Genomic DNA, 23,759 nt, shown 5'->3' with positions numbered 1-23,759 from the left:
GGTCACCGGCCCGTGGACGACACCGCCCCGTAGACGAGGTCCAGCGCGCCGTGCACGGCCGCCTGGGCCTCGTCCCGTGTGACGCCCAGGCGGTGGGCCCGGGCCGCGTACTCGGCGGCCGCGTCGGCGGCCAGCCGGTGCGCGGTGTCCCCGGCGGCGGCCACCAGGGTGCCGCGGCGACCGTGCGTCTCCACCACGCCGTCCGCCTCCAGCTCCCGGTAGGCGCGGGCCACCGTGTTGGCGGCCAGGCCCAGCTGCTCGGCCAGCGCGCGCACGGTGGGCAGCCGCAGACCGGCCGGCAGCACACCGGTCCTGGCCTGCTCGGCGATCTGCGCGCGCAGCTGCTCGTAGGGCGGCGTGGCGACGGCGTGGTCGATGCTCACCTGCACGGGGCTGGTCTCCTCGGCTCTCCTGGGCTGATGGTGCGTCACCCATTGTGCCGCCCCCACGCCAAGGGCCCCGCCCGGCAGTGCCGGGCGGGGCCCTCAGGTGGCTGACGCGTTGTCAGAGCAGGGGATCAGTGGTGGCCGTGGCCGCTGGTGATCTCCTTGTGCTCCTCGGGAGTCGGCTTGGGGATCTGGTTGCCCTCGCCGAAGTAGCCCTCGGAGAGCTTGGCGCGGGTCTTGGTCACCATGCCGACCTTGCGGGCGACACCGTTCTCGTCGACCTCGGCCGGCAGCTCGACCGGCTCGTACTGCTCGTGCGAGGTGAGCGTGTGGAGCGTGCCCTGCGGGAGCTGGGCGTGCACCTCGATGAACTCACCGTGCGGCAGCCGCTTGATGACGCCGGTCTCGCGACCGTGCAGCACCTTCTCCTTGTCCCGGCGCTGCAGGCCCAGGCACCAGCGCTTGGTCACGAAGAAGACCACCACCGGGACGACGAACGAACCGATCCGCACGAAGTACGTGATGTCGTTCAGCGACAGGTGGAAGTGCGTGGCGATCAGGTCGTTGCCACCGCCGGAGAGCAGCACCAGGTAGAGGCTGATCCAGGCGGCACCCAGCGCGGTACGCACGGGGGCGTTGCGCGGGCGGTCCAGGATGTGGTGCTCGCGCTTGTCGCCGGTGATCCAGCCCTCGATGAAGGGGTAGGCGGCGATGGCGGCCAGCACCAGCGGGAAGAGCATCAGCGGGATGAAGACGCCCAGGTTCAGGGTGTGACCCCAGGCCCGGATCTCCCAACCCGGCATGACGCGGATCAGACCCTCGGCGAAGCCCATGTACCAGTCGGGCTGGGCGTCGGTGGAGACCTGGTCCGGACGGTACGGGCCGTAGGCCCAGACCGGGTTGACCGAGGCGATCGCGGACATCGCCGCGATGATGCCGAAGACCAGGAAGAAGAAACCGCCGGCCTTGGCCATGTAGACCGGCATGAGCGGCATGCCGACCACGTTCTTCTCGGTCTTGCCCGGGCCCGCCCACTGGGTGTGCTTGTGGTAGAAGACCAGGATCAGGTGCGCCACCAGCAGCCCGAGCATGATGCCCGGGATCAGCAGCACGTGGATCGTGAAGAACCGCGGCACGATGTCGGTCCCCGGGAACTCCCCGCCGAACAGGAAGAAGGAGATGTAGGTACCGACCAGCGGGACGGCCAGGATGGCGCCCTCCATGAACCGGATACCGGTGCCGGAGAGCAGGTCGTCGGGGAGCGAGTACCCGAGGAAGCCGTCGAAGAAGCCCAGGAAGAGCAGCAGGAAGCCGAACAGCCAGTTGATCTCGCGGGGCTTGCGGAACGCGCCGGTGAAGAAGACGCGCATCATGTGCACGAACATCGCGGCGACGAACACGATCGCGGCCCAGTGGTGGATCTGCCGGATCAGCAGACCGCCGCGGACCTCGAAGCTGATGTCCAGGGTGGAGGCGTAGGCCTCCGACACCTTGATGCCGTTCAACGGGGCGTAGGACCCGTTGTAGATGACCTCGCCCATGCTGGGCTTGAAGAAGAGCGTCAGGTAGACGCCCGTCAGGATGATGATGACGAAGGTGTAGAGGCAGATCTCACCGAGCATGAAGGACCAGTGGTCCGGGAAGATCTTCCGCAGGTTGGCCTTGGCCAGGGAGTAGATCCCGAGCCGGCCGTCCACCCAGTCGGCTGCGGCTTCCGCCTTGTTGGCGGGCTTGTCGCGCGTGCTGGCCGGTGCGGCCTGCTTCGCGCTGGTCGACGCGGAACTCATTCGCTGCGCTCCCAGAAGCTCGGACCGACGGGGTGCTGGAAGCCGCCGGGGGCCACCAGGTAGCCGGAGGCATCGGTGACGATCTTCAGCTGCGGCAGGGGGTGCCCGGCCGGGCCGAAGATAACGCGCGCGCCGTCCGACAGGTCGAAGGTCGACTGGTGGCAGGGGCAGAGCGCGTGGTGGGTCTGCTGCTCGTACAGCGAGATCGGGCAACCGACGTGGGTGCAGATCTTGGAGTAGGCGAGCACGCCCTCGAAGCCCAGGTCGCGCGAGTCGGCGTCCTTGATGTCGTTCGGCTGGATGCGGATCAGCATCAGCGCGTCCTTGGCGATGGCCTGCTGGAAGTCCTCGTCGGACTCCTGCAGACCGGCCGGACGGGACGCGGACGGGCCGGGCTTGGCGAACGTCAGCGAGCCGACCACGATGTCTTCGGCCTTCATCGGCTCGTTGGTGTTCATGTTGACCAGCCGGATCGGGGTGTTCGGCGTGGCCTCGTTCCAACCCGTGACGTCGAGCTTCTTCTCGGGCAGCGGGCCGAGGTCGCGCAGCAGCATCACGCCGGAGAGCGGGACCAGGGCCATCGAGCCGATCAGGGTGTTGCGGATCATCTTGCGGCGGCCGAAGCCGGACTCGGCGGCGCCGGTCTTGAACTGCTCGATGACGTCCGCGCGGGTCTCGTCGTCGGCCTCGATCGCGTGGCGCTCGGCCGGCAGCTCGACGTCCGACATCAGGGTGCGGGCCCAGTGGACCGCGCCCGCGCCGATGCAGAAGAGCGCCACACCCAGGGTCATGCCGAGCGCGAAGTTCAGCGCGCTGACGTGGCCCAGCGGGAAGATGTAGACGATCCGGTCGGCGTTGATGCTGACGTAGCTGGCGATGAAACCGACGGTCGCCAGCATCGAGACGATGAAGAGCAGCGACACCTGGCGCTCGGCCCGCTTGGCGGCCCGCTCGTCGATGTCGGTCCGCCGCGGCTCGTGGGGCGGCAGCCCCGGGTCCGCGAACGGGTTGTCGGCAACGGCGGCTTCGCCGTGCCCTTCGCCGGCGCCGTGCGCCTGCGGCAGCTTGTCGTCTGACATGTCGTGGCTCATGACTTCTTGGCCTTGGTGGTGTGAGCGGCGACCCAGATCGCGATGGCGATCAGGACACCGAGACCGAAGATCCAGCCGAACAGGCCCTCGGTCACCGGACCGAGGCTGCCGAGCGAGAGACCACCGGGGTTGGGCGCCTCGTTCGCCTGGTAGCGGACGAAGGCCACGATCTCCTGCTTCTGCTTCTCCGGCATGGTGGTGTCGGGGAAGGAGGGCATGTTCTGCGGGCCGGTCTGCATGGCCTCGTAGATGTGCTTCGGGTCGACGTTCTCCAGCGAGGGCGCGAACTTGCCCTGCGTCAGGGCACCGCCGGCACCGGCGAAGTTGTGGCACTGCGAGCAGTTCGTCCGGAACAGCTCGCCACCCTTGGAGATAGCGTCCGTCTCGGTCGAGGTGTACTGGTCCTTGGTCGGCGTCACCGGGCCGGGGCCCAGGGAGGCGACGAAGGCGGCCATCGCGTCGATGTCGCTCTGGCTGTAGATGTTCTTCTTCTTCGGGATCTGCGCGCCCGGCTGCTGGGCGGGCATCCGGCCGGTGCCGACCTGGAAGTCGACGGCGGCGGAACCCACGCCCACCAGGCTCGGGCCGGTGCTGCTGCCCTCGCCGTTGAGGCCGTGGCACGAGGAGCAGCCCACGGCGAAGAGCCGCTTGCCCTCATCGATCGCGAGCGACTGCGCGGAGCTGTCGGCCTGCGCGTTCTCGGCGGGCGCGAACTCGGCGTACAGCCCCCCGATGGCCGCGAGGGCGAAGAGTAGGACGACCAGCGCCGCCAGTGGGTGGCGCCGTCGTGCGGAGAGCTTTTTCACGAGATAACCCCGGTGTCAGGATCTGGTCGACTGGTGGAGGGGCCCGGTGCCGGTAGGCATCGGCAAGGGCGGGCACGGGCAAAGGACCCGGAGCCGGTGAGGGCGCGGGGTCCGGCCGGCGGCCAGCGACCTGATCGGTTACTTGATCAGGTAGATGGTCGCGAAGAGGCCGATCCAGACCACGTCGACGAAGTGCCAGTAGTACGACACGACGATCGCTGCGGTGGCCTGCTCATGCGTGAACCGCTTGGCGGCGTAGGTCCGCCCCAGCACCAGCAGGAAGGCGATCAGACCGCCCGTCACGTGGAGCCCGTGGAAGCCGGTGGTCAGGTAGAACACCGAACCGTAGGGGTCGGAGGAGAGCGAGATGCCGTCCTTCTTCACCAGGTTGGTGTACTCGTAGATCTGACCCCCGATGAAGATCGCCCCCATCATGAAGGTGATCGAGAACCACGTGCGGAGCTTCTTGACGTCACCGCGCTCGGCAGCGAACACGCCGAGCTGGCAGGTGAGCGAGGAGAGCACCAGGATCGTGGTGTTCACGGAGGAGAAGGGGACGTTGAGGGCATGCGCCTTCTCGGCCCAGAAGTCTGGTCCCTTCACGGATCGAGCCGTGAAGTACATCGCGAAGAGGGCCGCGAAGAACATCAGCTCGGAACTCAGCCAGACGATGGTTCCGACACTGGTCATGTTCGGTCGGTTGACCGATCCATGAGCGTGCCCGGTTTCTGTTGCTGTTGCTGTCGCCACGACCGACATTATGTCGGTCCCTTATTCCGTCTTCACGCCGGGGGGTCTCCCTCGGAGTGTCCGGTGCGTGCGGTATGCCCGGATGGCTGCGCCGTCGGCGGTGCGTACCCGGTGCGCGCCGGTTGACGAGGGGTTTCGTCGTGCCGATGGTGATTTTCTGACGGCGCGTTGGGCCGGACCACCCGGGTGCCACGCGTGTCCTGACGACCAGCGGGGCGTCGGTGCCGTACCGCTGTGGGCCGTCCGGGTGGACTGTACCGCCGAGGGTGACGCCGTCTCGCCCGGGTGGGTGACGGCCTGCCACCCGCTCGGCGGGCCGCTCACTCGGGCGTGCCGCCCGGCCCGGTCGAGTCCGGCCGGCGCCGCCCTCGGGCCGGATCCGGAAGAGATCGCGCCAGTCGCGCCCCGATGGGGGTGATCGGGAGTAGCATCCGGTGGTGACTGGACGTGGTCTGGATCACATGGGAGCAGGTCGATGGCGACGCACACGAGTGACGAGACGCTCACCGTTCTCGTCTACAGCGATGACCGCAACACCCGCGCGCAGGTCACCTCGGCGCTCGGCCGGCGGCCGGCCGCCGATCTGCCGGAGGTCGAGTACCTGGAGTGCGCCACGGTCCCCGCCGTGCTGCGCGCGTTGGAGAAGGGCGGCGTGGACCTCTGCCTCTTCGACGGCGAGGCGGTGCCGGCCGGCGGACTGGGCCTGGCCCGCCAGGTGAAGGACGAGATCTACGGCTGCCCGCCGGTGCTGGTGCTGATCGGCCGCCCGCAGGACACCTGGCTGGCGGCCTGGAGCCGGGCGGACGCGGCGATCTCGCAGCCGGTCGACCCGGTGGCGCTGGCCGAGGCGGTGGCCACCCTGCTGCGCGCCCGGCTGGGCGCGCGCAGCCTCGCGCGCTAGGAGAGTCCGCCCCCTGGACAGCGGGCGTCCCGAGCGGGCGGCCGGTGTCCCAGAGGGAGAGAAGGGCCGTCGCGGGTGCCGCGGCGGCCCTTCGCCGGTCGATAGGCTGGCTGCATCCCTGTAACGAGCACCGGATGCGAGCTGGAGTCGGCCATGGTGAATGTGAACCCTGCGAACGGCGGTCAGGACCCCGCGCAGGTGGTCCGCACCTGGCCGGACCTGCTGAACGCGCTGCTGACCGGCCAGGACCTGAGCCAGGCGGACGCCGCCTGGGCGATGGACCGGATCATGAGCGGCGAGGCCAGCCCCGCCCAGGTGGCCGGGTTCGTGGTGGCGCTGCGGGCCAAGGGCGAGACGGTGGCCGAGGTCTCCGGTCTGGTCGAGGCGATGTACGCGCACGCCGAGCCGCTGCGCATCCCCGGCCCCGCGGTGGACATCGTCGGCACCGGCGGCGACCGGGCCAAGACCGTCAACATCTCCACCATGTCGGCCATCGTCGCGGCGGCGGCCGGCGCCAAGGTGGTCAAGCACGGCAACCGGGCGGCCTCGTCGGCCAGCGGCTCCTCCGACGTGCTGGAGCGGCTCGGGATCCGGCTGGACCTGAGCGCCCGGCGGGTGGCCGAGGTGGCCGAGGAGGTCGGCCTCACCTTCTGCTTCGCGGCCACCTTCCACCCGGCGATGCGGCACGCCGCCCCGGCCCGCCGTGACCTCGGGGTGGCCACCGCCTTCAACATCCTGGGACCGCTGACCAACCCGGCCCACGTCACCGCGCACGCGGTCGGCTGTTTCGACACCCGGCTGGCCGGCCTGATCGCCGGGGTGCTGGCCGAGCGCGGCTCGACCGCACTGGTGTTCCGCGGTGACGACGGGCTCGACGAGCTGACCGTCTGCGCCACCTCGCGGGTCTGGGTGGTGCGCGAGGGGCGGGTCACCGAGACCGTCCTCGACCCGCGCGAGCTGGGCATCGAACTGGTCGGCATCGAGGCGCTGCGCGGGGCGGACGCCGAGTACAACGCGGCGGTGGCGCGCCGGGTGCTGGCCGGCGAGCAGGGGCCGGTGCGCGATGCCGTGGTGCTCAACGCGGCGGCCGCGCTGGTCGCGCTGGAGCTGACCGAGGCGCCGCTGGTCGAGCAGCTGGCCGCGGCGATGCTGCGTACCACCGCAGCCATCGACTCGGGTGCCGCGCAGCACACCCTCAAGCGCTGGGCGGAGGCCACCGCGCACTGACCCATCGTCGGTTTTTTGAGACCCGCAGGCCGCTGGCCTGCGGGTCTCATGCGTGTCCAGATGTCGGAACGGTGTTTGACCGCGCTTCGAGCGCTGATCTAAAGTCTTCGTCAGGTCATGAGTGACAGCGCGACAAGCCCCAGCTTGCTGTCCGGCAACCCTCCGTCCGTGGCGGGGTGCCCTGGGTGAAGACCAGGCCAGACGGCGACAGGTCCGTGTGGCAAGCGCGGACCACCGGCATATTCGCACTCCCGGGGTCCTGACCCTGAAGGAGTGCATCCTCATGCCGGCTTCTCTCGACCTCTGCGCCCCCCTCGCCGTGCTCGGCGCCGACGTCCAGGTCCCGCTCGTCTCCGGCGAGAAGGTGGGCTACGCCGCGCTCGACTACGCCGCCAGCTCGCCCGCGCTGCAGCGGGTCTGGGACGAGGTGGCCGCCTACGCCCCCTACTACGGCAGCGTGCACCGCGGCGCCGGGTACCTCTCGCAGCTCTCCACCGACCTGTTCGAGCAGAGCCGGCGCACCGTCGCGGACTTCCTGGACCTGCGCGAGGACGACCAGGTGGTCTTCACCCGGGCCACCACCGACTCGCTCAACCTGCTGGCGGGCGCGGTGCCGGCCGGCACCCGGGTGTTCGCCTTCGAGACCGAGCACCACGCCTCGCTGCTGCCCTGGCGCCAGGCCGGCCTGACGGTCAGCTACCTGCGCGCCCCGGACTCGCCCGAGCAGGCCGTCGCCGCGCTGGCCGAGGCGCTGGCCGCGGACACCGCCGGCGAGCACCGCCTGTTCTGCGTCACCGGCGCCTCCAACGTCACCGGCGAGCTGTGGCCGGTGGCCGAGCTGACCCGGGTGGCGCACCAGCACGGCGCCCGGGTGGTGCTGGACGCCGCACAGCTGGCCCCGCACCACCGGGTGTCGGTGCGCGAGCTGGACGTCGACTGGGTCGCCTTCTCCGGCCACAAGCTCTACGCCCCGTTCGGTGCGGGGGTGCTGGCCGGGCGCAGCGACTGGCTGGACGCGGCCGAGCCCTACCTGGCGGGCGGCGGCGCGAGCCGTACGGTGGCCCGTGAGGTGGACGGCTCGGTGGCGGTCGAGTGGCACCAGGGTCCGGCCCGGCACGAGGCCGGCTCTCCCAACGTGATCGGCGCCTACGCCATCGCCGCGGCCTGCCGGGCGCTGTCCGAGGCCGGCTTCGAGGCGCTGCAGGCCCGCGAGCAGTACCTGATCGGCCGGCTGACGGCCGGCCTGGCGGAGATCCCCGAGGTCAGGGTGCTCAGCCTGTTCGGCCCGCAGGCGGCGCGGGTCGGCGTGCTCTCCTTCGTCGTGCAGGGCTGGAACAGCTCGCACTTCTCGGCGGCGCTGTCGGCCGAGTACGGCATCGGGGTGCGCGACGGACTGTTCTGTGCGCACCCGCTGGTGCGCACGCTGCTGGGGGGCGGGGCAGGCGGACCTGGTTCGGTCTCCGAGTGCGGGGCGCCCGAGCCCTCGCTGCCCGGTGAGCGCAGCCTGAACGCGATCCGGGTCAGCTTCGGCGCCGGGACGCCCGAGGAGCACATCGACCGCTTCCTGGCCGCCGTGCGCGAGCTGGTCAGCGACGGCGCCCGCTGGAACTACCGCAACGAGGGCGGGCGCTGCGTCGCCGACACCCGGCGCTGAGCGGTGCGGTCAGCCGTCCAGGCCGAGCGCGAAGGCGGCCTCCAGGTCGTGCTGCGAGTAGGTGCGGAAGGCGATCTGGGTCTCGGTGTGCGCGACCCCGGGCACCTTGTTGAGGCGTCCGGGGATCACCTCGGCCAGATCGTCGTGCCGGCGCACCCGCACCATGGCCACCAGGTCGTAGCCGCCGGTCACCGAGTAGACCTCGCTGACCCCGTCGATCGCGGCGATCGCCTCGGCGATCTCGGGGATCCGGTCGACGCTGGTCTTGATGAGCACGATGGCGGTGATCACGGCAGGGCTCCTGGGCTGGGGGTCCCCCCGGAGGAAGGCTGGGGGAGCGTGTGGTCAGGGTATCCGGCGCGCCTGCCGGCCACCCACAAGGCCAGGAACCCGGCGCTGAAGCCGATCACATGGGCCAGGTAGGCGACCCCGGGCCCGGCCTGGTGCACCGACCACCACTGGACGGCGAACCAGAGGCCGAGCACCAGCCAGGCCGGGAAGCGCAGCGGCAGGAAGAAGAGCAGCGGGACCAGGGCGGTCACCCGGGCGCGCGGGTACAGCCGCAGGTAGCCGCCGAGCACCCCGGCGATCGCCCCCGAGGCGCCGACCAGCGGGCGCAGCGACTCGGTGCCGTGCCCGCAGGCGGCCGCGTAGCCGTAGGCGGCCAGTGCGCCGATCGCCAGATAGAAGAGGAGGAAGCGCGTTCGGCCCAGCCGCTCCTCGACATCGGCGCCGAAGACGTAGAGGAAGAGCATGTTGCCCAGCAGGTGCAGCCACCCGCCGTGGACGAAGAGCGAGCTGAGCGCGGAGAGCGCCGGGATCTTGTGCGGGGTGGCCAGCAGCGGGCAGCCGCTCACCGGCGCGGTCAGCGTGGCCAGCCGGTCCTGGGTCAGCGGACGGTTGCTCAGCAGCTCGGCGGGGATCGCGCCCCAGCGCTGCTGGTAGTGCTGCGCCGCGCAGGTCCGGGCGGCCGCGCCGGTGCCGTACCGCGGGTTGACGCCGCTGGGGCCGGCCAGGAAGACCAGGCAGTTCAGCGCGATGAGCAGACAGGTGACGACCGGGACCGGACTGCCGGCGGGGTGCTGGGCCCAGGCGGGCCGGGGGAACGGCATGCGGCGATGCATTCCGCGCCGGGCGCTCGGCGACACCCGCGCTGTACGGCGAGCGGGTGACCGCCCGTGCGGGCGTTCGAGGGTCGGCGGTGCTGGTCGGAAGGGGTATCCGGTGCCCGCGGCCGCAGGGCCAGGCCCTAGGCTTGAGGCCCGGTCGGGCATCGGCCCGACCAGGCCGCAGCCGAGAGGACCCAGCTCATGCCCGTCCCCGCGCCCACCGCCGAGACTCGCTGGCGCTGCACGCTCTGCGGCAACCTGACCCGGTTCGACGTGACCCGGTCCTCCAGGGTGGTCGAGTACCTGCACCTGGACCTGGCCGGCGAGGCGACCGTGGAGGAGCGCGAGGTGCTCAGCGAGAGCCTGGAGTCGATCCGCTGCCGCTGGTGCAACGCGGTCGACCAGGTCGAGCTGGTGGCCCGCCCGGGCGCCGAGAGCGCGGGCTGAGCCGGTCCCCACCAGGGGCTGCTGAAAAATCACCGCCGCGCACGCGACAATTGCATCGAGCGGTGAGTCACCGGGCGGTGAGTCAGGGTGTGCCGGCACAGGGCCGGGGCAGCCGCACAGACAGGATCGGAGCCGAGGACGCGATGGACGCAGCCAGCCAGGCCGCCGAGTCGCAGGGGCCCGTGCCCGCTGGCGGCGAACCGGCGGAGCCGACGGCCGACCTCGGCACCGAGCCGGCAACCGGTGCCGCCCGGCCGGAGCCGGCCCCGGAGGCCGTGGCCTCGGCGGAGCCCGGGGCGCAGGCAGCGCCCGGGGTGGAGGTGGAGCCCGGGGTGGAGACGGGGCCGGCCGAGCAGCTGGACCGCCCGCTGCCCGAGGGTGTGCGTCGGCGGGTGATCGGGCTGGCCGCGGACGCGCTCGGCGGACTGCCGCCCACCGACCTGCCGCCCACCCTGCGCCCGTACGCGAAGTTCACCCCCGCCCGGCGGGCCAAGTACGCCGGCACCGCGCTGGCCGCCGCACTGGAGGCCGAGCCGGTCTTCCGGCTGCGGATAGCGGACCGGCTGCGGCTGGGGCAGCCCGACCTGGTCAAGGCACTGGAGACCGGCCAGGTGCCGGGCGCCGCCGAGCCGCTGGACGTGGCGGCCGCGGCCTACCTGCTGCGCACCAGTGGCTGGACCAGGCTGGTCGCCGAGGCCGGCGAGCAGGCCGAGCGGGCCGGCGCACAGGACGCGGTGGCGGAGGCGGCCCGGCTGGTGGAGAAGCTCCAGGAGGAGCTGGCCGCCACCCGCGCGGCGGCCCGGGCCGATCTGGAGCGTCAGCGCGCGGACTCCGAGGGCATCCGCAAGGAGGTGGAGTCGCTGCGCAAGAAGGTGCGCACGCTGGAGAGCGACACCCGTCGAGCGCAGGCCGAGACCCGCAAGCTGCAGGCCGAGCTGGCCGCCGCCGCGGCCGCGGCCGGTACCGAGCGCGGGGCGGCCGAGAGCGAGAACCGGCGTCTGCGCCACCGGGTCGCCGAGTTGGAGAGCGCGCTGGAGACCGGCCGCCGCTCGGCCCGTGAGGGGCGCAGCGTGGAGGACATGCGGCTGCGGCTGCTGCTCGACACGGTGCTGCAGTCGGCGCAGGGCCTGCAGCGCGAGCTGGCGCTGCCGATCACCACGCTGCACCCGGCGGACCTGGTGGACGCGGTGGTGCCGAGTTCGGCCTCGCCGCACGACGTGGCCCGGCGCGGGCTGGCCGAGGACGATCCGGCGCTGCTGGACCAGCTGCTGGCCATCCCGCAGGTCCACCTGGTGGTGGACGGCTACAACGTGACCAAGACCGGCTACCCGACGCTGCCGCTGGAGAAGCAGCGGCTGCGCCTGCTGGGCGGCCTGGCGATGCTCGCCCAGCGCACCCAGGCCGAGGTGACCTGTGTCTTCGACGGGCAGGACCTGGACGTGCCGGTGATCATGGCGCCGCCGCGCGGTGTCCGGGTGCGGTTCAGCAGGACCGGGCAGACGGCGGACGAGCTGATCCGCCAGTTGGTGCGGGCCGAGCCGCAGGGGCGGCCGGTGGTGGTGGTCTCGACGGACCGCGAGGTGGCGGACGGCGTGCGCAAGGCCGGTGCGCGCCCGGTGGCCTCGGTACTGCTGCTGAACCGTCTCTCCCGCGGCTGATCAGCCGTCAGTCGGTCAAGGCCGATCATGTGAATGTTGCGTGAGGGCCTTGCGGGCGAGGGCAGTTCGTGACAGCAGGGGAGTGGCGCAGGGAAGTGATGTTCACTAGGGTCTGGCGTCAAACCTATTTTTCCGGTCACTCATCCGATCGGGTGAGGCCGGCAGAAGAAGGAGCGGTCCCTTGGCGTCCCATCGCCGTCCCAAGCAGTCGAGCCGCGCGCGGATCACCGTGCTCACCGCCGCTGCGGCGACCGCGGTCGCGCTCTCCTCGCAGACCGGGGCCTGGGCAGACCCCAAGCCGTCCATCCAGGACGTCAAGGCGCAGATCGACGACCTGAACAACCAGCAGGAGGCCGCCGCCGAGAAGTACGACGGCGCCAAGGAGCGCGGCGACCAGCTGCGCCAGCAGGCCTCCCAGCTGCAGGACGAGGTGGCCCGCACGCAGGACCAGCTGACCCAACTGCAGTCCGGGCTCGCGACGGTGGCGGGCGAGCAGTACCGCACCGGCGGGATCGACCCCACCGTGCAGCTGATGCTCAACTCCAACCCGCAGAACTACCTGGACCAGGCGTCCAGCATGCAGGTGGCGACCAGCACCGAGACGGACGCGCTCAAGTCGCTCCAGGGCGAGCAGCGCAAGCTGGACCAGGAGAAGAAGGAAGCCTCCGACACGCTGGCCCAGCTGGACGGCGCCACCCAGCAGTTGAACCAGGCCAAGGCGGATGTGCAGAGCAAGCTGGCCGCCGCGCAGAAGCTGCTCAACTCGCTGAGCGCCGCGGACCGGGCCTCGCTGGCCGCCGCCGACCGCGCCTCGCGCGGCAGCGCCCGCACCGACCTCGGCTCGCTCGACCTCCCGCCGGCCGCCGGCTACGCCGGCCAGGCGGTGCAGGCGGCGCTCAGCCGGCTCGGCGACTCCTACGTCTGGGGTGCCACCGGCTCCAGCACCTTCGACTGCTCGGGGCTGATGCAGTGGGCCTACGCGCAGGCCGGCGTCTCGCTGCCGCGCACCTCGCAGGAGCAGGCCACGGTGGGCACCGCGGTGCCGAGCCTGTCCCAGGCGCAGCCGGGCGACCTGATCATCTTCGGTGGCGACCGGCACCACGTGGGCATGTACATCGGCAGCGGCAAGATGGTGCACGCGCCGCACACCGGTGACGTGGTGCGGATCGCCGACCCCAACTCGATGGGTGAGTCGTACATCATCCGCCGGGTCTGACCCGCCGTCGCCCCGGCGCGCGCCGACTGCCTCTGAGCCCCCGTCACCCGTGTGGTGTGACGGGGGCCACTTGTTTGTATCCGGCATGATCACGCGCGGGTGATCTCCTTAGCACCCAGAGTCAAAGTTGGGCAGTTTTTCTGACAAGGATTTGAACGGATCACAGAGTTGTTACTAGGGTCGCTCATCAGACCGCCGCGATGGTGATCACCCGACCGGGGTGGCAGCGGAGGTTACCGCCGAGTCTGGAAAGCAGCACGGGCAGTTGACTGCCCGACGGGGACCCCCTCACCGGGGAGCTGCGGACCGGAGCCGGGGAACCACGTTCCTCGGGGTGAATCGGCGCCAGGTCGGCCGTCAGGCCGGTGAGGCGTCGTAGGGCATCTCTTCCAGCCCGAACCCGTCAGCTCACCCGGTAGGCGGTCGGAGGAAGAAGGATTCGTGGCGTCCCATCGTCGTCCCAAGCCCGTCGGCCGTACCCGTGCGTCGATTCTGACCGCGGCTGCCGCGACCGCCGTGGCGCTCTCCGCGCAGGGGGCGGCGCATGCCGACCCGGCGCCCTCGCTCGACCAGGTCAAGTCCCAGGTCGACGCCCTGAACAACCAGGCGGAGCAGGCCTCCCAGCAGTACGACGGCGCGCAGGCCAAGCAGCAGACCCTGCAGAAGCAGGTCAGTGACCTGCAGGATCAGGTGGCGCGGCAGCAGGACCAGGTGACCAACCTGCAGTCCGGGCTGGCCTCGGTGGCCGCCGACCAGTACGCCAACAACGGCATCTCGCCGACCGTGCAGCTGATGCTCTCCAGCAAGCCGGACGGCTTCCTGAGCCAGGCCAGCTCGCTCAACCAGATGAGCAGCACCGAGACCGAGACGCTGAAGCAGCTTCAGGAGCAGCAGCGCAAGCTCGACCAGGACAAGGCCGAGGCGCAGAGCAAGCTCTCCGAGCTGGACACCACCACGCAGCAGCTGAAGAGCGCCAAGGACGACGTCCAGGCCAAGTTGCAGCAGGCCCAGAACCTGCTCAACACGCTGACCGAGCAGCAGCGCCAGGCGATGGCCGCGGCCGAGGCCAAGGCTGCCGCAGACGCCAAGGCGGCGGCCGACCAGGCCGCCGCGCAGGCCAAGGCCGCCGCTGCCGCCAAGGCCCAGGCCGACGCGCAGTCCGCCTCGCGCGGCTCCTCCCGCACCGACCTGGGGAGCACCGGCTCCACGGCCGCCCCCAGCACCCCGAGTGCCGGCAGCTCGGCCGCGCAGGCCGCGATCGCCGCCGCCGTCGGCAAGCTGGGCTCGCCGTACGTCTACGGTGCCGCCGGGCCGAGCTCCTTCGACTGCTCGGGTCTGATGCAGTGGGCCTACGCGCAGGCCGGCGTCTCGCTGCCGCGCACCTCGCAGGAGCAGGCCTCGGCCGGCACCAACGAGGGCACCGACATCGCCAACGCCCAGCCCGGCGACCTGCTCGTCTTCTACAGCGACATGCACCACGTGGGCATGTACGTCGGCGGCGGCCAGATGATCCACGCCCCGCACACCGGCGCCGTGGTCCGCTACGAGTCGGCCACGGTGATGCCGATCGCGGCGATCATCCGCCCCTGACGCATGATCGCGGCGATCATCCGCCCCTGACGCACCGTCGTCCCCGAAGGCCCGGTCTCCTCCTGGAGGCCGGGCCTTCGGCGTTCGGCAGCCGTTCTGATGTCCGATTGGGGATCAAATATTCGTATCGGCAGGGGTTTGGACTCCTCTGTCCCGACTCGCTAACGTCTGCGCTCGGACCTCAGCTCCTGCGGGCCTCACCGGAGGCTCCAGGGGCTCCCTCGGCGATAGGAGTCGTCAGCGATGGCGAGCACACCCCCGTCGGGCACCGCGCGGCGCTTCGCCCGGGTGGTGGCGGTCACCGCTGCCGCGACCACGGTGCTGGCGATGACGGCCAGCGCACACGGTGCCCCGGGCGGACCGGACAAGAAGGACGTCAAGGCACAGGTCGACCAGCTCTACGCGGAGGCGGAGCAGGCCTCGGAGAAGTCCAACGCCGCGGAGGAGGCCGCCCAGCGGCTGCAGGCCGAGGCCGGCACCCTGCAGCAGGAGGTGGCCCGCGGACAGGAGACCCTGAACAGGATGCGCCTGGACCTGGCCACCGTCGCGGGCGCCGAGTACCGCTCCGGCGGGATGGACCCCACCGTGCAGCTGATGCTCTCCAGCGACCCGGCCGGCTACCTGGCCAAGGCCCGCACCCTGGCCCAGGCCGGCGAGCAGCGCGCCGCCACCCTGCACGAGGTGCAGGAGCAGCAGCGCCGGCTGGACCAGCGCCGGGAGGAGGCGACCGGCAAGCTGGCCGAGCTGGAGAGCGTGCGCACCTCGCTGGCCGCGGCCAAGCAGCAGGTGCAGCAGCGGTTGAAGAGCGCGCAGGCGCTGCTGGGCAGCCTCACCGCCGCCGAGCGGGCGCAACTGCAGGCGCAGGACGACCGGGAGGCGCACGAGCGGGCGGCCCGGGCCGCGGAGCGGGTCGACCTGGGCACCCAGCCGCCCTCCTCGGACCGGGCGGCGGCCGCGCTGGCGGCGGCGCTGAGCAAGCTCGGCTCCCCTTACGTGTACGGATCCACCGGGCCCGGCGCGTTCGACTGCTCGGGTCTGATGTACTGGAGCTGGCGGCAGGCCGGAGTGACCCTGCCGCGCACCTCGCAGGCGCAGGCGTTCGGGGGGCAGCGGATCAGCCTGTCCGAGGCGCAACCGGGAGACTTGGTGATCTTCTTCCACGACATGCACCACGTCGGCATGTACGCCGGTGGCGGCACCGTGATCCACGCGCCCTACCCCGGCGCCCGGGTGCGCTACGAGAGCGTCGCCGCGATGCCGGTCGCGGCGGTGGTGCGGCCCTGACCGCGCAGGAGCCGGCCGCCGCGCCCCACCCCGCCGAGCCCGTCACGGGCGGCGGGGTCTCGCGCCGTACCGCGCTGCTGCTGGTGGGCGGCGCGCTGGTGCAGCTCTCGGTGCCCAGGCCCGCGCCCGCCCGGGCGGTCACGCCCGCGGTGCTGTCGGCCCAGCGGCTGGCGCCGGTGCTGTCCGCGCACGCCCAGGCGCTGCGCACCGGCGAGCTGGCGCCGCTGCAACTGGCCCAGCTGGACTACCGGGCGACCTCCTGGGACGCGGACACGGTGAACGCCGAACTCTCCTACCGGCTGGCGGGCTTCGACGACTACCCGGCGGTGCTGCAGCGCCGGGTCACGCTGCTCGACGGCGCGGTGAGCGGTGAGAGCGCGGCGCCCGGCAGCGCCGTCGCGCCCTGGGACCTGGGCGATCCGACGCCGGTGCGCGGTGCCCGCTGCGTGGTGCTGGGGCCCGCGGCGGCGGGCGAGCTGACCTTGCTGGCCACGCTGGCCGACCAGGCGGTGACCGCCGTCAGCGCGGTCTGGGGCGGCGGCTGGGCGGGCCGACTGGTATTGCAACTTCCCACCACCGAAGCCCAGTTCACCCAGCTGCTCGGCGTCGATCCGCGAACCTACTCGGACATAGCCGCGGTCACCGTCGCGGCGGCCGGCGCTCCGCTGCACACGCCGGCGGACCGGGTGCTGGTCAACCCCGACGGGTTCCGCCAACTGAGCGCCTTCGGCCGGCAGGCCGTGCTCACCCACGAGTGCACCCACGTGGCCACCAGGGCGGACACCCACCCGTGGACGCCGCTCTGGCTCTCCGAGGGCGTGGCCGACTACACCGGCTACCTGAACACCGGCCACACCGCCCGGCAGATCGCCCCCGAGCTCACCGAGGACGTGGCGGCCGGCAGACTGCCCACCGCGCTGCCCGCCGACACCGACTTCTCGGCCGGCTCCGCCGGTATCGCACAGGCCTACGAGCTCTCCTGGCTGGCCTGCGACCTGATCGCCACCGAGTACGGCCCGCAGACCCTGGTCGACGTCTACCGGGCGGTGGGCGCGGCGGGTCCCGGGGCGGGCCGCGAGCAGCAGCTGGACCGGGTGCTCGGCGAGCACCTCGGCTACGGGCTGGCGGAGTTCACCAAGCGGTGGATCGCCGAGGTGCTGCGCCAGGTCGGGCCGGACAACTGACCCGGGGCCCTCGTGCGGGCCGTGGCGGTCAGCCGCTCTGGACGTCGTCCAGCAGGCTCTGCTCGTAGGCGATCCCCGGGCGCACCGGGTAGCCGCGCTCCGGCTCGGCCGCGGGCCCGGGCCGGGTTGCCGCGGGCGCCGCCGGAGCCTGGGTGGAGCGCCACAGCCGGCGGCAGGAGACGATGGTGGCGGCCAGCAGCAGCAGGTTGCGGGCGCTGATGATGGTCACACCGATGCCGGAGCTGGTGACGACCTGTCCGAAGTTCAGCGGGAACTCCAGGGTGGTCAGCACCGTCGTGATCAGGATCATCACGGCCACCGGGCGCTGGCTGCTGCCCCGCACGGTCAGGCAGACCGCGGCCAGGCCGACCAGCCAGACCATGTACTGCGGGCTGATCACCCGGCTGGACACGGTGAAGATCAGCAGGGCCGCGAGCGCCGCGTCGTAGGTGGTGGACGGCTGCCAGCGCCGGGCCCGCAGCCGCCAGTAGAGCAGCCAGGCGAAGCCCGCCACGGTGCCGCCGAGCGCGATCTTGGAGATCACGTCGACGCCGGTGCCGATGAACTCCACCGAGCCGTAGTGCATCATCGTCTTGCCCTGCCAGTCGCCGAACAGCTTGGCGAAGTGCAGCGGCAGCGCGGCCAGTGACTCCACCTCGATGCCGCGGTCGGCCTGGAAGGTGAGGAACTCGAAGGCCCCGTTCATCCCCGCGGCCAGCAGGAAGGCCAGCGTGCCCATCGCCGCGACCGCCGACGTCCAGGAGCGCCGGGTGCGCCGGCCGCGCGGGGTGCCGGCCAGCCCGAGCAGCGGCCAGAGCTTCATCAGCCCGCCGATGCCCAGCAGGATGCCGCCCAGCACCGGTCGGCGCAGGATCACCAGCAGGCCGGCCACCGCCAGCGCGGTGACCAGGATGTCGTAGCGGCAGTACACGGTCGGGCCCAGCAGCGGCACCCCGACCACCCAGACCCAGGCACCGGCCAGGCTGCGCCCGCGGCGCAGCCCGTAGCGCACCAGCATGCCGATCGCCACGGTGTCGAAGATCCCGCACAGCACGAAGAAGGAGACCAGGTACGACCAGGGGAAGAGGCCGGGGGCCAGGATCACCAGCGCCGCGCCGGGCGGGTACTGCCAGGTCACGTCGTCCATCGGGAAGGTGCCGGTCTGCAGCACCCCGTACCAGGCGTGGTAGATCACCGAGACGTCGGTGGTCACGTCCAGGCCGAACTTGAGGACGCCGCTGACCACCAGGATCAGCAGGACCCTGGTGGTCAGCCAGGTGGCGCCGATGCCCCACAGCGCGCCGCGCGCGGGTGCGGCCGGGGTGACGGCAGTGGCGCCCGGTGCGGGGGGCGCGGCGAGCGCGAGACCCCCGCTGCCACCGCTGGCGACCTCGTCCGCCGGGCCGTCCTGGGCCAACTCCACTGTGCTCCCTCGTTCTCTGCGCGCGACTGCGTTCGTCGCGCGCGGCTGCCCGCACCCGAGCCGGCGCCGATCCGCGCGCACCGGTGCGTTCCGGGCGGGGCCGGCTCCGACTAGGACAGACTCAGGAGGGAAACGGTTCCGGGCCGTCCGTCCGTTCCCGGCGGTCTGCCCGACCCCGCTTCGTTCGTTCCCGCCGAGTCGGCATGGTGACCTATGGTACGGATCACCGAGCGGTGAACCGAGCACCCCCCGACCGAGCGAGCCGTGGACAGTATGCCGAAAACCCTTGTCGTCACCAACGACTTTCCCCCGCGCCCAGGCGGAATTCAGGCCTTTGTCCACAACATGGCGGTGCGCCGGCCGGCGGGCAGCATTGTGGTGTACGCCTCATCCTGGCGCGACGGCAGCGAGGTGGCGCGCTTCGACGCCGAGCAGCCGTTCCCGGTGATCCGCGACCGCAGCACCATGCTGCTGCCCACCCCCCGGGTCACCCGGCGGGCGGCCGAGCTGCTGCGCGCCGAGGGCTGCGACACCGTCTGGTTCGGGGCGGCCGCTCCGCTGGGCCTGATGGCGCCCGCGCTGCGCCGTGCAGGGGCGGGCCGGCTGCTCGGCATGACGCACGGCCACGAGGCCGCCTGGGCCCAACTGCCCGGCTCCCGACAGCTGCTGCGGCGGATCGGCGAGGGCACCGACACGCTCACCTACCTCGGCGAGTACACCCGCTCGCGGATCGCCCGGGCAGTGGGCCCGGGCCCGGCCGCGCGGATGGCGCAGCTGCCGCCGGGGGTGGACGAGAAGACCTTCCACCCCGACTCGGGCGGCGCCGTGGTGCGCGCCCGGCTCGGGCTGACGGACCGCCCGGTGGTGGTCTGCGTCTCCCGGCTGGTGGCGCGCAAGGGGCAGGACACGCTGATCCGCGCGCTGCCGCTGATCCTGGCCGCCGAGCCGGACACCGTGCTGCTGATCGTCGGCGGCGGACCCTACCTGGCGGACCTGCGCAAGCTGGCCGAGGAGACCGGGGTGGCCGACTCGGTCCGCTTCACCGGCGAGGTGCCCTGGGCCGAGCTGCCGGCCCACTACGGCGCGGGCGACGTCTTCGCGATGCCCTGCCGCACCAGGCGCGGGGGACTGGACGTGGAGGGGCTCGGGATCGTCTACCTGGAGGCCTCCGCCACCGGGCTGCCGGTGGTGGCGGGCGACTCCGGCGGGGCGCCGGACGCGGTGCTGGAGGGCGAGACGGGCTACGTGGTGCCCGGCGGCTCGCCGGAGCCGACCGCCGAGCGGATCGTGCGGCTGCTGGCCGACGAGGAGCTGCGCCGGCGGCTGGGCCGGGCGGGGCGGCGCTGGGTGGAGCAGGCCTGGCGCTGGGACCTGCTCGCCCAGCGCCTGGGCGGTCTGCTGGAGGGCCGGACCGTGTCCGACAAGCCGTAGGGCTGGTCGGACACGCACTGGCGTCAGCGCTGGTAGAGCGCCTCGATCTCGCCCGCGAAGTCCTTCAGCACCACGTTGCGCTTGAGCTTGAGCGAGGGCGTCAGGTAGCCGTTGGCCTCGGAGAACTCGGTGTCCAGGATCCGGAACTTCTTCACCGCCTCGGCGTGCGAGACGGCCTTGTTGCCCTCGTCCACCGCCTCCTGGACGGCGGCCAGCAGGGCCGGGTCCTGGAGCAGCTCGGCCGGGGTGGCGGGCCCGCGGCCGTTCAGCTCCAGCCACCGGGGCAGGAACTCCTGGTCGATGGTGACCAGGCAGCCGATGAACGGCTTGCGGTCGCCGACCACCATCACCTCGCCGATCAGCGGGTGGGCCCGGATGCGGTCCTCGATCACGGCGGGGGCGACGTTCTTGCCGCCGGCCGTGACGATGATCTCCTTCTTGCGGCCGGTGATGGTCAGGTAGCCGTCCTCGTCCAGCGAACCCAGGTCACCGGTGGCGAACCAGCCGTCCCGCAGCGCCTCCTCGGTGGCCGCCGGGTTGTTCCAGTAGCCGGTGAAGATCTGCGGGCCCTTCAGCAGCACCTCGCCGTCCTCGGCGATCCGCACCGCGGAGCCGGGCAGCGGCTGACCGACCGTGCCGATCTTCGGCTTGTCGTCCGGATTGAAGGCGGTGGCCGCGCAGGTCTCGGTCAGGCCGTAGCCCTCCAGCACGGTGAAGCCGATGCCCCGGTAGAAGTGGCCCAGGCGCTCGCCCAGCGGCGCGCCGCCGGAGATCGCGTGGGTGGCCCGGCCGCCGAGGGCGGCGCGCAGCTTGCTGTAGACCAGCTTGTCGAAGACCGCGTGCTTGAGCCGCAGCAGCAGGCCGGGCCCGCCCAGCTCCTGCGCGCGGCTGTAGGCGATGGCCACGTCGGCCGCCTGGTCGAAGATCTTGCCCTTGCCGTCCGCCTGGGCCTTGGCCCGCGCGGTGTTGTAGACCTTCTCGAAGACCCGCGGCACGCCCAGGATCAGGGTCGGACGGAAGGTGGCGAGCTCGGCGGTGACGTCCTTGATGTCCGAGACGTGGCCCAGCTTGATCGGCGCGATGGCGGCGGCGATCTCGGCGATCCGGCCCAGCACGTGGGCCAGCGGCAGGAAGAGCAGCACCGAGCTCTCGCCGGTGCGGAACAGCTCCGGCATCCGGGCGGTCACGTTGCCCAGCTCGGCCATGAAGTTGCCGTGGGTCAGTTGACAGCCTTTCGGGCGACCCGTGGTGCCCGAGGTGTAGACGATGGTGGCGATCGTGTCGGGGGTCGGGATCGAGCGGCGCTCGGTCACCGTCGCGTCCGACACCTCGGCGCCCGCCGTGTTCAGCTCGGCGATCCCGCCGCGCTCGATCTGCCAGCTGTGCCGCAGTTCGGGCAGCCGGTCACGGACCGACTCGACCACGGCGGCGTGGCTGTCGGTCTCGGTGACGACCGCGACGGCGCCCGAGTCGCCGAGGATCCACTGCACCTGCTCGGCGGAGGAGGTCTCGTAGACCGGCACGGTGATCGCGCCGGCGCTCCAGATCGCGAAGTCGAGCAGGGTCCACTCGTAGCGGGTGCGCGACATCACGCCGACCCGGTCGCCCGGCTGCACACCGGAGGCGATCAGCCCTTTGGCCGCCCGGTGGACCTCGGCGAGGAAGGCGGCGGCGGTGACGTCCTGCCAGTGACCGTCCAGCTTCCGGCTGAGCACCGCGACCTGCGCGTGGTCCGCGGCGTTCTGGTGGACCAGGTCGGAGAGGTTGCCACCGCTCGGGACCTGGTATCGGGCCGGAAGGCTGAAGTCGAGCACTACTGCTCCTCGTCTGCGACGCTGCGGGACGGCAGGACGTTACTGCCCGGTAGCCTGATTCGGGTAGGGGGGTCAGCCGCGGTGTTCGAAGTGTCACACCCCAAGGGGAGGCACTGATCGTTGCGCTTCGCACCTTACGGCAGCACTCGGGTGACCCGCCGGTAGCCCTCCGCGGGCCCCTTGCCCGTGCCCCACGGGCTCGGGGGCGGCGACGGCCGCGATAGCCTTCGGTGGCACCTGACCAGTGGCACGGGACAACGCGGAGGCCCACCGATGGCGGAACACACCAGGTCGAGCATCGTCGTCGAGGCGACAGCGGCCGAGGTGATGGCGGTGATCGCCGACTTCGAGGCCTATCCGCTGTGGACGGGTGAGGTCAAGGAGATCGAGGTGCTCGGCCGCACCGAGGAGGGCCGCGCGACCCAGGTCCGGCTGCTGCTCGACGCCGGTGCGATCCGCGACGAGCACGTGCTCGCCTACACCTGGGAGGGGGACCGCGAGGTCTCCTGGACCCTGGTGAAGAGCCAGATGCTGCGCTCGCTGGACGGCTCCTACTCGCTCGCGCCGGCCGCCGGCGGCACCGAGGTCACCTACCAGCTCGCGGTGGACGTCAAGATCCCGATGCTGGGCATGATCAAGCGCAAGGCCGAGAAGGTGATCATCGACCGGGCCCTCGCCGGCCTGAAGAAGCGGGTGGAGAGCCGGCCCGAGGGCCGGACCGGCCCCGCCGCTGACGCGAGCTGACCGCGCCATGACCCGCACGGTGCTGGTCACCGGTGACGCCACCGCGGTGCCCGCGGTGGCCGCCGCCACCGCGCTGCACGCCGCCGGTCGCGGCCTGCGCACCCTGCTGCTGGCCACCGACGACCCGCACCGCGCGGTCGACGAGGTGCTCGGCGCGCGCCTCGGTACCGAGGCGGCGGAGGTCGACGACCGGCTGTGGGCCGCGCGGATCGAGGAGCAGCAGGCGTTCCGCCAGGCGATGGGCGCTCTGGACGGCAAGCTGCGCACCGGCTTCGACCTGCTCGGCGTCGAGCCGCTGGAGCCGGACGAGCTGACCGCACTGCCCGGCACCCGTCAGCTCGCCCTGCTGCGCGCCCTGCGGGTGCCCGAGGACGCCTACGACCTGGTGGTGGCCGCCGCCCCGCCGCCCGCCGAGCTGACCATGGCGCTCGCGCTGCCCGAGCAGCTGGACCGCTACCTGACCCGCCTGCTGCCCGAGCAGCGCCAGGCCGCCCGGGCGCTGCGCCCGCTGCTGGCCGCGGTGGCCGGGGTGCCGATGCCCGCGGACTGGCTGTACTCCGCGCGGGCCTGGGTGGGCGGCGAGCTGGCCGCCACCCGCAAGGTGATCGAGTCGGGCCGCACCTCGGTGCGCCTGGCGGTGGACGCCGGCTCCTGCTCGGTGCCCGCGCTGCGCCGGGCCGCCGCCGGGATGGCGCTGTTCGGGCACCGGCTGGACGCCGTGGTCGCGCACCGCGCGCTGCCCGCCGCCGCGCTGGACTCCGCGGACCCCTGGCTGGCCGGGCAGGCCCGGCGCGAACGGGAGCGGCTGGCCGCGATCGGCCTGGACGTCCCGCTGCTGGTCGCCGACCAACTGGCCGCGGACCTGCCGGCGGTGGCCGAGCAGCTGTACGGCGCCGGGGCGGGCCCCGAGCCGGGCGAGCGCTGGCCGTGGACCGCCGAGGACCGGCTGGCCGAGGACGGCGTGCTGCTCTGGCGGCTGGCCGCACCCGGCGCGGAGCGCGCCGACCTGGAGCTGATGCGGCGCGGCGACGAGCTGGTGATCGGGCTCGGCGCCTACCGGCGGATCCTGCCGCTGCCCGGCGCCCTGCGCCGCTGCACGGTGGCGGGGGCGGCGCTGCGCGCCGGCGAGTTGACGTTGCGCTTCGCCCCCGACCCGGACCTCTGGCCGACCGGGCGGTAGGACCCGGTAGCGTCTGAAGGGACCGAGCGGGCGCGCTCCCTGGTGCGGCCGCGGCACCGGCACCGGGAGGCGCACGT

The 23,759-nt window shown here is 72.3% G+C and carries 21 protein-coding genes and 2 riboswitches; of the genes, 12 read left to right on the top strand and 9 right to left on the bottom strand.

Translation table 11 applies throughout. The annotated features are described in order from the left end of the window. Positions 1–2 precede the first annotated feature (2 nt). The 5 genes from ACFZB9_RS01660 to ACFZB9_RS01640 all read right to left on the bottom strand — a co-directional run bounded on the left by ACFZB9_RS01660 (position 3) and on the right by ACFZB9_RS01640 (position 4,829). A complete protein-coding gene (locus ACFZB9_RS01660; protein WP_391442841.1) occupies positions 3–389 on the bottom strand; it encodes a GntR family transcriptional regulator in 387 nt (128 codons plus the stop codon). Between the two features lie 128 nt (positions 390–517). After that, positions 518–2,173, bottom strand: coding sequence for a cytochrome bc complex cytochrome b subunit (locus ACFZB9_RS01655; protein ID WP_391442839.1), 1,656 nt, complete (start codon positions 2,171–2,173; stop codon positions 518–520). Beyond that, the gene (locus tag ACFZB9_RS01650) at positions 2,170–3,252 is read right to left on the bottom strand and encodes a Rieske 2Fe-2S domain-containing protein (RefSeq protein WP_391442837.1); all 1,083 of its coding nucleotides are present in this window, start codon (positions 3,250–3,252) and stop codon (positions 2,170–2,172) included. Before ACFZB9_RS01650 ends, ACFZB9_RS01655 begins: the two co-directional genes overlap by 4 nt. 8 nt (positions 3,253–3,260) lie before the next feature. After that, positions 3,261–4,070: a c-type cytochrome gene (locus ACFZB9_RS01645; protein WP_327069544.1), complete on the bottom strand. Its 810-nt coding sequence runs from the start codon at positions 4,068–4,070 to the stop codon at positions 3,261–3,263. 138 nt (positions 4,071–4,208) lie between these two features. Continuing rightward, positions 4,209–4,829 (bottom strand): heme-copper oxidase subunit III, encoded by a 621-nt coding sequence (locus ACFZB9_RS01640; RefSeq protein WP_327069545.1) that lies wholly within the window; start codon positions 4,827–4,829, stop codon positions 4,209–4,211. A 466-nt stretch (positions 4,830–5,295) separates the two neighbouring features. Here ACFZB9_RS01640 and ACFZB9_RS01635 point away from each other — a divergent pair, with 466 nt between their 5' ends. The 3 genes from ACFZB9_RS01635 to ACFZB9_RS01625 all read left to right on the top strand — a co-directional run bounded on the left by ACFZB9_RS01635 (position 5,296) and on the right by ACFZB9_RS01625 (position 8,602). Next, complete coding sequence (locus tag ACFZB9_RS01635; RefSeq protein ID WP_391442836.1) at positions 5,296–5,721, top strand: hypothetical protein; 426 nt, start codon at positions 5,296–5,298, stop codon at positions 5,719–5,721. Positions 5,722–5,874: 153 nt separating this feature from the next. After that, positions 5,875–6,948 (top strand): anthranilate phosphoribosyltransferase, encoded by a 1,074-nt coding sequence (gene trpD, locus ACFZB9_RS01630; protein WP_391442834.1) that lies wholly within the window; start codon positions 5,875–5,877, stop codon positions 6,946–6,948. A gap of 113 nt (positions 6,949–7,061) precedes the next feature. Next, positions 7,062–7,181: riboswitch (SAM riboswitch) on the top strand. A gap of 50 nt (positions 7,182–7,231) precedes the next feature. Further along, entirely contained in the window at positions 7,232–8,602 is a 1,371-nt protein-coding gene (locus ACFZB9_RS01625) for an aminotransferase class V-fold PLP-dependent enzyme (RefSeq protein ID WP_391442832.1), read from the top strand. 9 nt (positions 8,603–8,611) lie between these two features. Here the strand turns inward: ACFZB9_RS01625 and ACFZB9_RS01620 are convergent, their stop codons facing one another. Then, entirely contained in the window at positions 8,612–8,893 is a 282-nt protein-coding gene (locus tag ACFZB9_RS01620; protein WP_327069549.1) for an Lrp/AsnC ligand binding domain-containing protein, read from the bottom strand. Then, positions 8,890–9,714: a rhomboid family intramembrane serine protease gene (locus ACFZB9_RS01615; RefSeq protein WP_391442830.1), complete on the bottom strand. Its 825-nt coding sequence runs from the start codon at positions 9,712–9,714 to the stop codon at positions 8,890–8,892. The genes ACFZB9_RS01620 and ACFZB9_RS01615 overlap by 4 nt, the downstream gene beginning before the upstream one ends. Positions 9,715–9,912: 198 nt before the next feature. On the opposite strand from ACFZB9_RS01615, the gene ACFZB9_RS01610 reads away from it, so the two are divergent. The 6 genes from ACFZB9_RS01610 (at position 9,913) to ACFZB9_RS01585 (ending at position 17,090) form a co-directional block, all read left to right on the top strand. After that, positions 9,913–10,158: a hypothetical protein gene (locus ACFZB9_RS01610; protein WP_391442828.1), complete on the top strand. Its 246-nt coding sequence runs from the start codon at positions 9,913–9,915 to the stop codon at positions 10,156–10,158. A gap of 143 nt (positions 10,159–10,301) precedes the next feature. Next, complete coding sequence (locus ACFZB9_RS01605) at positions 10,302–11,816, top strand: NYN domain-containing protein (protein WP_391442826.1); 1,515 nt, start codon at positions 10,302–10,304, stop codon at positions 11,814–11,816. Positions 11,817–11,997: 181 nt separating this feature from the next. Beyond that, positions 11,998–13,032, top strand: coding sequence for an NlpC/P60 family protein (locus ACFZB9_RS01600; protein WP_391442824.1), 1,035 nt, complete (start codon positions 11,998–12,000; stop codon positions 13,030–13,032). Positions 13,033–13,319: 287 nt separating this feature from the next. Then, positions 13,320–13,470, top strand: a riboswitch (cyclic di-AMP (ydaO/yuaA leader). Between the two features lie 3 nt (positions 13,471–13,473). Further along, positions 13,474–14,622 (top strand): NlpC/P60 family protein, encoded by a 1,149-nt coding sequence (locus ACFZB9_RS01595; protein ID WP_391442822.1) that lies wholly within the window; start codon positions 13,474–13,476, stop codon positions 14,620–14,622. A gap of 243 nt (positions 14,623–14,865) precedes the next feature. Then, positions 14,866–15,906 carry an NlpC/P60 family protein gene (locus ACFZB9_RS01590; RefSeq protein WP_391442821.1) on the top strand — a complete coding sequence of 347 codons (1,041 nt, stop codon included), beginning with the start codon at positions 14,866–14,868 and terminating at the stop codon, positions 15,904–15,906. Between the two features lie 83 nt (positions 15,907–15,989). Then, positions 15,990–17,090, top strand: a complete 1,101-nt coding sequence (locus tag ACFZB9_RS01585) for a hypothetical protein (RefSeq protein WP_391442819.1) — start codon at positions 15,990–15,992, stop codon at positions 17,088–17,090. Between the two features lie 28 nt (positions 17,091–17,118). Here the strand turns inward: ACFZB9_RS01585 and ACFZB9_RS01580 are convergent, their stop codons facing one another. After that, complete coding sequence (locus ACFZB9_RS01580; RefSeq protein WP_391442818.1) at positions 17,119–18,513, bottom strand: glycosyltransferase 87 family protein; 1,395 nt, start codon at positions 18,511–18,513, stop codon at positions 17,119–17,121. A 273-nt stretch (positions 18,514–18,786) separates the two neighbouring features. Here ACFZB9_RS01580 and ACFZB9_RS01575 point away from each other — a divergent pair, with 273 nt between their 5' ends. Next, on the top strand, positions 18,787–19,944 hold the full coding sequence (locus ACFZB9_RS01575; RefSeq protein ID WP_391442817.1) for a glycosyltransferase family 4 protein: 1,158 nt from the start codon (positions 18,787–18,789) through the stop codon (positions 19,942–19,944). A 23-nt stretch (positions 19,945–19,967) separates the two neighbouring features. Here the strand turns inward: ACFZB9_RS01575 and ACFZB9_RS01570 are convergent, their stop codons facing one another. Next, complete coding sequence (locus ACFZB9_RS01570) at positions 19,968–21,758, bottom strand: AMP-dependent synthetase/ligase (protein WP_391442816.1); 1,791 nt, start codon at positions 21,756–21,758, stop codon at positions 19,968–19,970. Between the two features lie 273 nt (positions 21,759–22,031). Between ACFZB9_RS01570 and ACFZB9_RS01565 the strand changes: the two genes are divergently transcribed. Both ACFZB9_RS01565 and ACFZB9_RS01560 read left to right on the top strand, forming a co-directional pair. Further along, a complete protein-coding gene (locus tag ACFZB9_RS01565; protein WP_391442815.1) occupies positions 22,032–22,502 on the top strand; it encodes an SRPBCC family protein in 471 nt (156 codons plus the stop codon). Between the two features lie 7 nt (positions 22,503–22,509). Then, the gene (locus tag ACFZB9_RS01560; protein ID WP_391442814.1) at positions 22,510–23,682 is read left to right on the top strand and encodes an ArsA family ATPase; all 1,173 of its coding nucleotides are present in this window, start codon (positions 22,510–22,512) and stop codon (positions 23,680–23,682) included. Positions 23,683–23,759: the final 77 nt, after the last annotated feature.

The organism is Kitasatospora sp. NPDC008050, assembly GCF_042957465.1.
GTDB lineage: Bacteria > Actinomycetota > Actinomycetes > Streptomycetales > Streptomycetaceae > Kitasatospora.
The sequence above is the reverse complement of the archived record's forward strand: the minus strand, read 5'-3'. Positions and strand labels throughout refer to the sequence as shown.

Coding starts and splice junctions, on each gene's coding strand:
- ACFZB9_RS01640 (WP_327069545.1), bottom strand. CDS start 4,829: ATGTCGGTCGTGGCGACAGCAACAGCAACAGAAACCGGGCACGCTCAT.
- ACFZB9_RS01625 (WP_391442832.1), top strand. CDS start 7,232: ATGCCGGCTTCTCTCGACCTCTGCGCCCCCCTCGCCGTGCTCGGCGCC.
- ACFZB9_RS01565 (WP_391442815.1), top strand. CDS start 22,032: ATGGCGGAACACACCAGGTCGAGCATCGTCGTCGAGGCGACAGCGGCC.
- ACFZB9_RS01615 (WP_391442830.1), bottom strand. CDS start 9,714: ATGCCGTTCCCCCGGCCCGCCTGGGCCCAGCACCCCGCCGGCAGTCCG.
- ACFZB9_RS01575 (WP_391442817.1), top strand. CDS start 18,787: ATGCCGAAAACCCTTGTCGTCACCAACGACTTTCCCCCGCGCCCAGGC.
- ACFZB9_RS01655 (WP_391442839.1), bottom strand. CDS start 2,173: ATGAGTTCCGCGTCGACCAGCGCGAAGCAGGCCGCACCGGCCAGCACG.
- ACFZB9_RS01590 (WP_391442821.1), top strand. CDS start 14,866: ATGGCGAGCACACCCCCGTCGGGCACCGCGCGGCGCTTCGCCCGGGTG.
- ACFZB9_RS01635 (WP_391442836.1), top strand. CDS start 5,296: ATGGCGACGCACACGAGTGACGAGACGCTCACCGTTCTCGTCTACAGC.
- ACFZB9_RS01650 (WP_391442837.1), bottom strand. CDS start 3,252: ATGTCAGACGACAAGCTGCCGCAGGCGCACGGCGCCGGCGAAGGGCAC.
- ACFZB9_RS01605 (WP_391442826.1), top strand. CDS start 10,302: ATGGACGCAGCCAGCCAGGCCGCCGAGTCGCAGGGGCCCGTGCCCGCT.
- trpD (WP_391442834.1), top strand. CDS start 5,875: ATGGTGAATGTGAACCCTGCGAACGGCGGTCAGGACCCCGCGCAGGTG.
- ACFZB9_RS01610 (WP_391442828.1), top strand. CDS start 9,913: ATGCCCGTCCCCGCGCCCACCGCCGAGACTCGCTGGCGCTGCACGCTC.
- ACFZB9_RS01560 (WP_391442814.1), top strand. CDS start 22,510: ATGACCCGCACGGTGCTGGTCACCGGTGACGCCACCGCGGTGCCCGCG.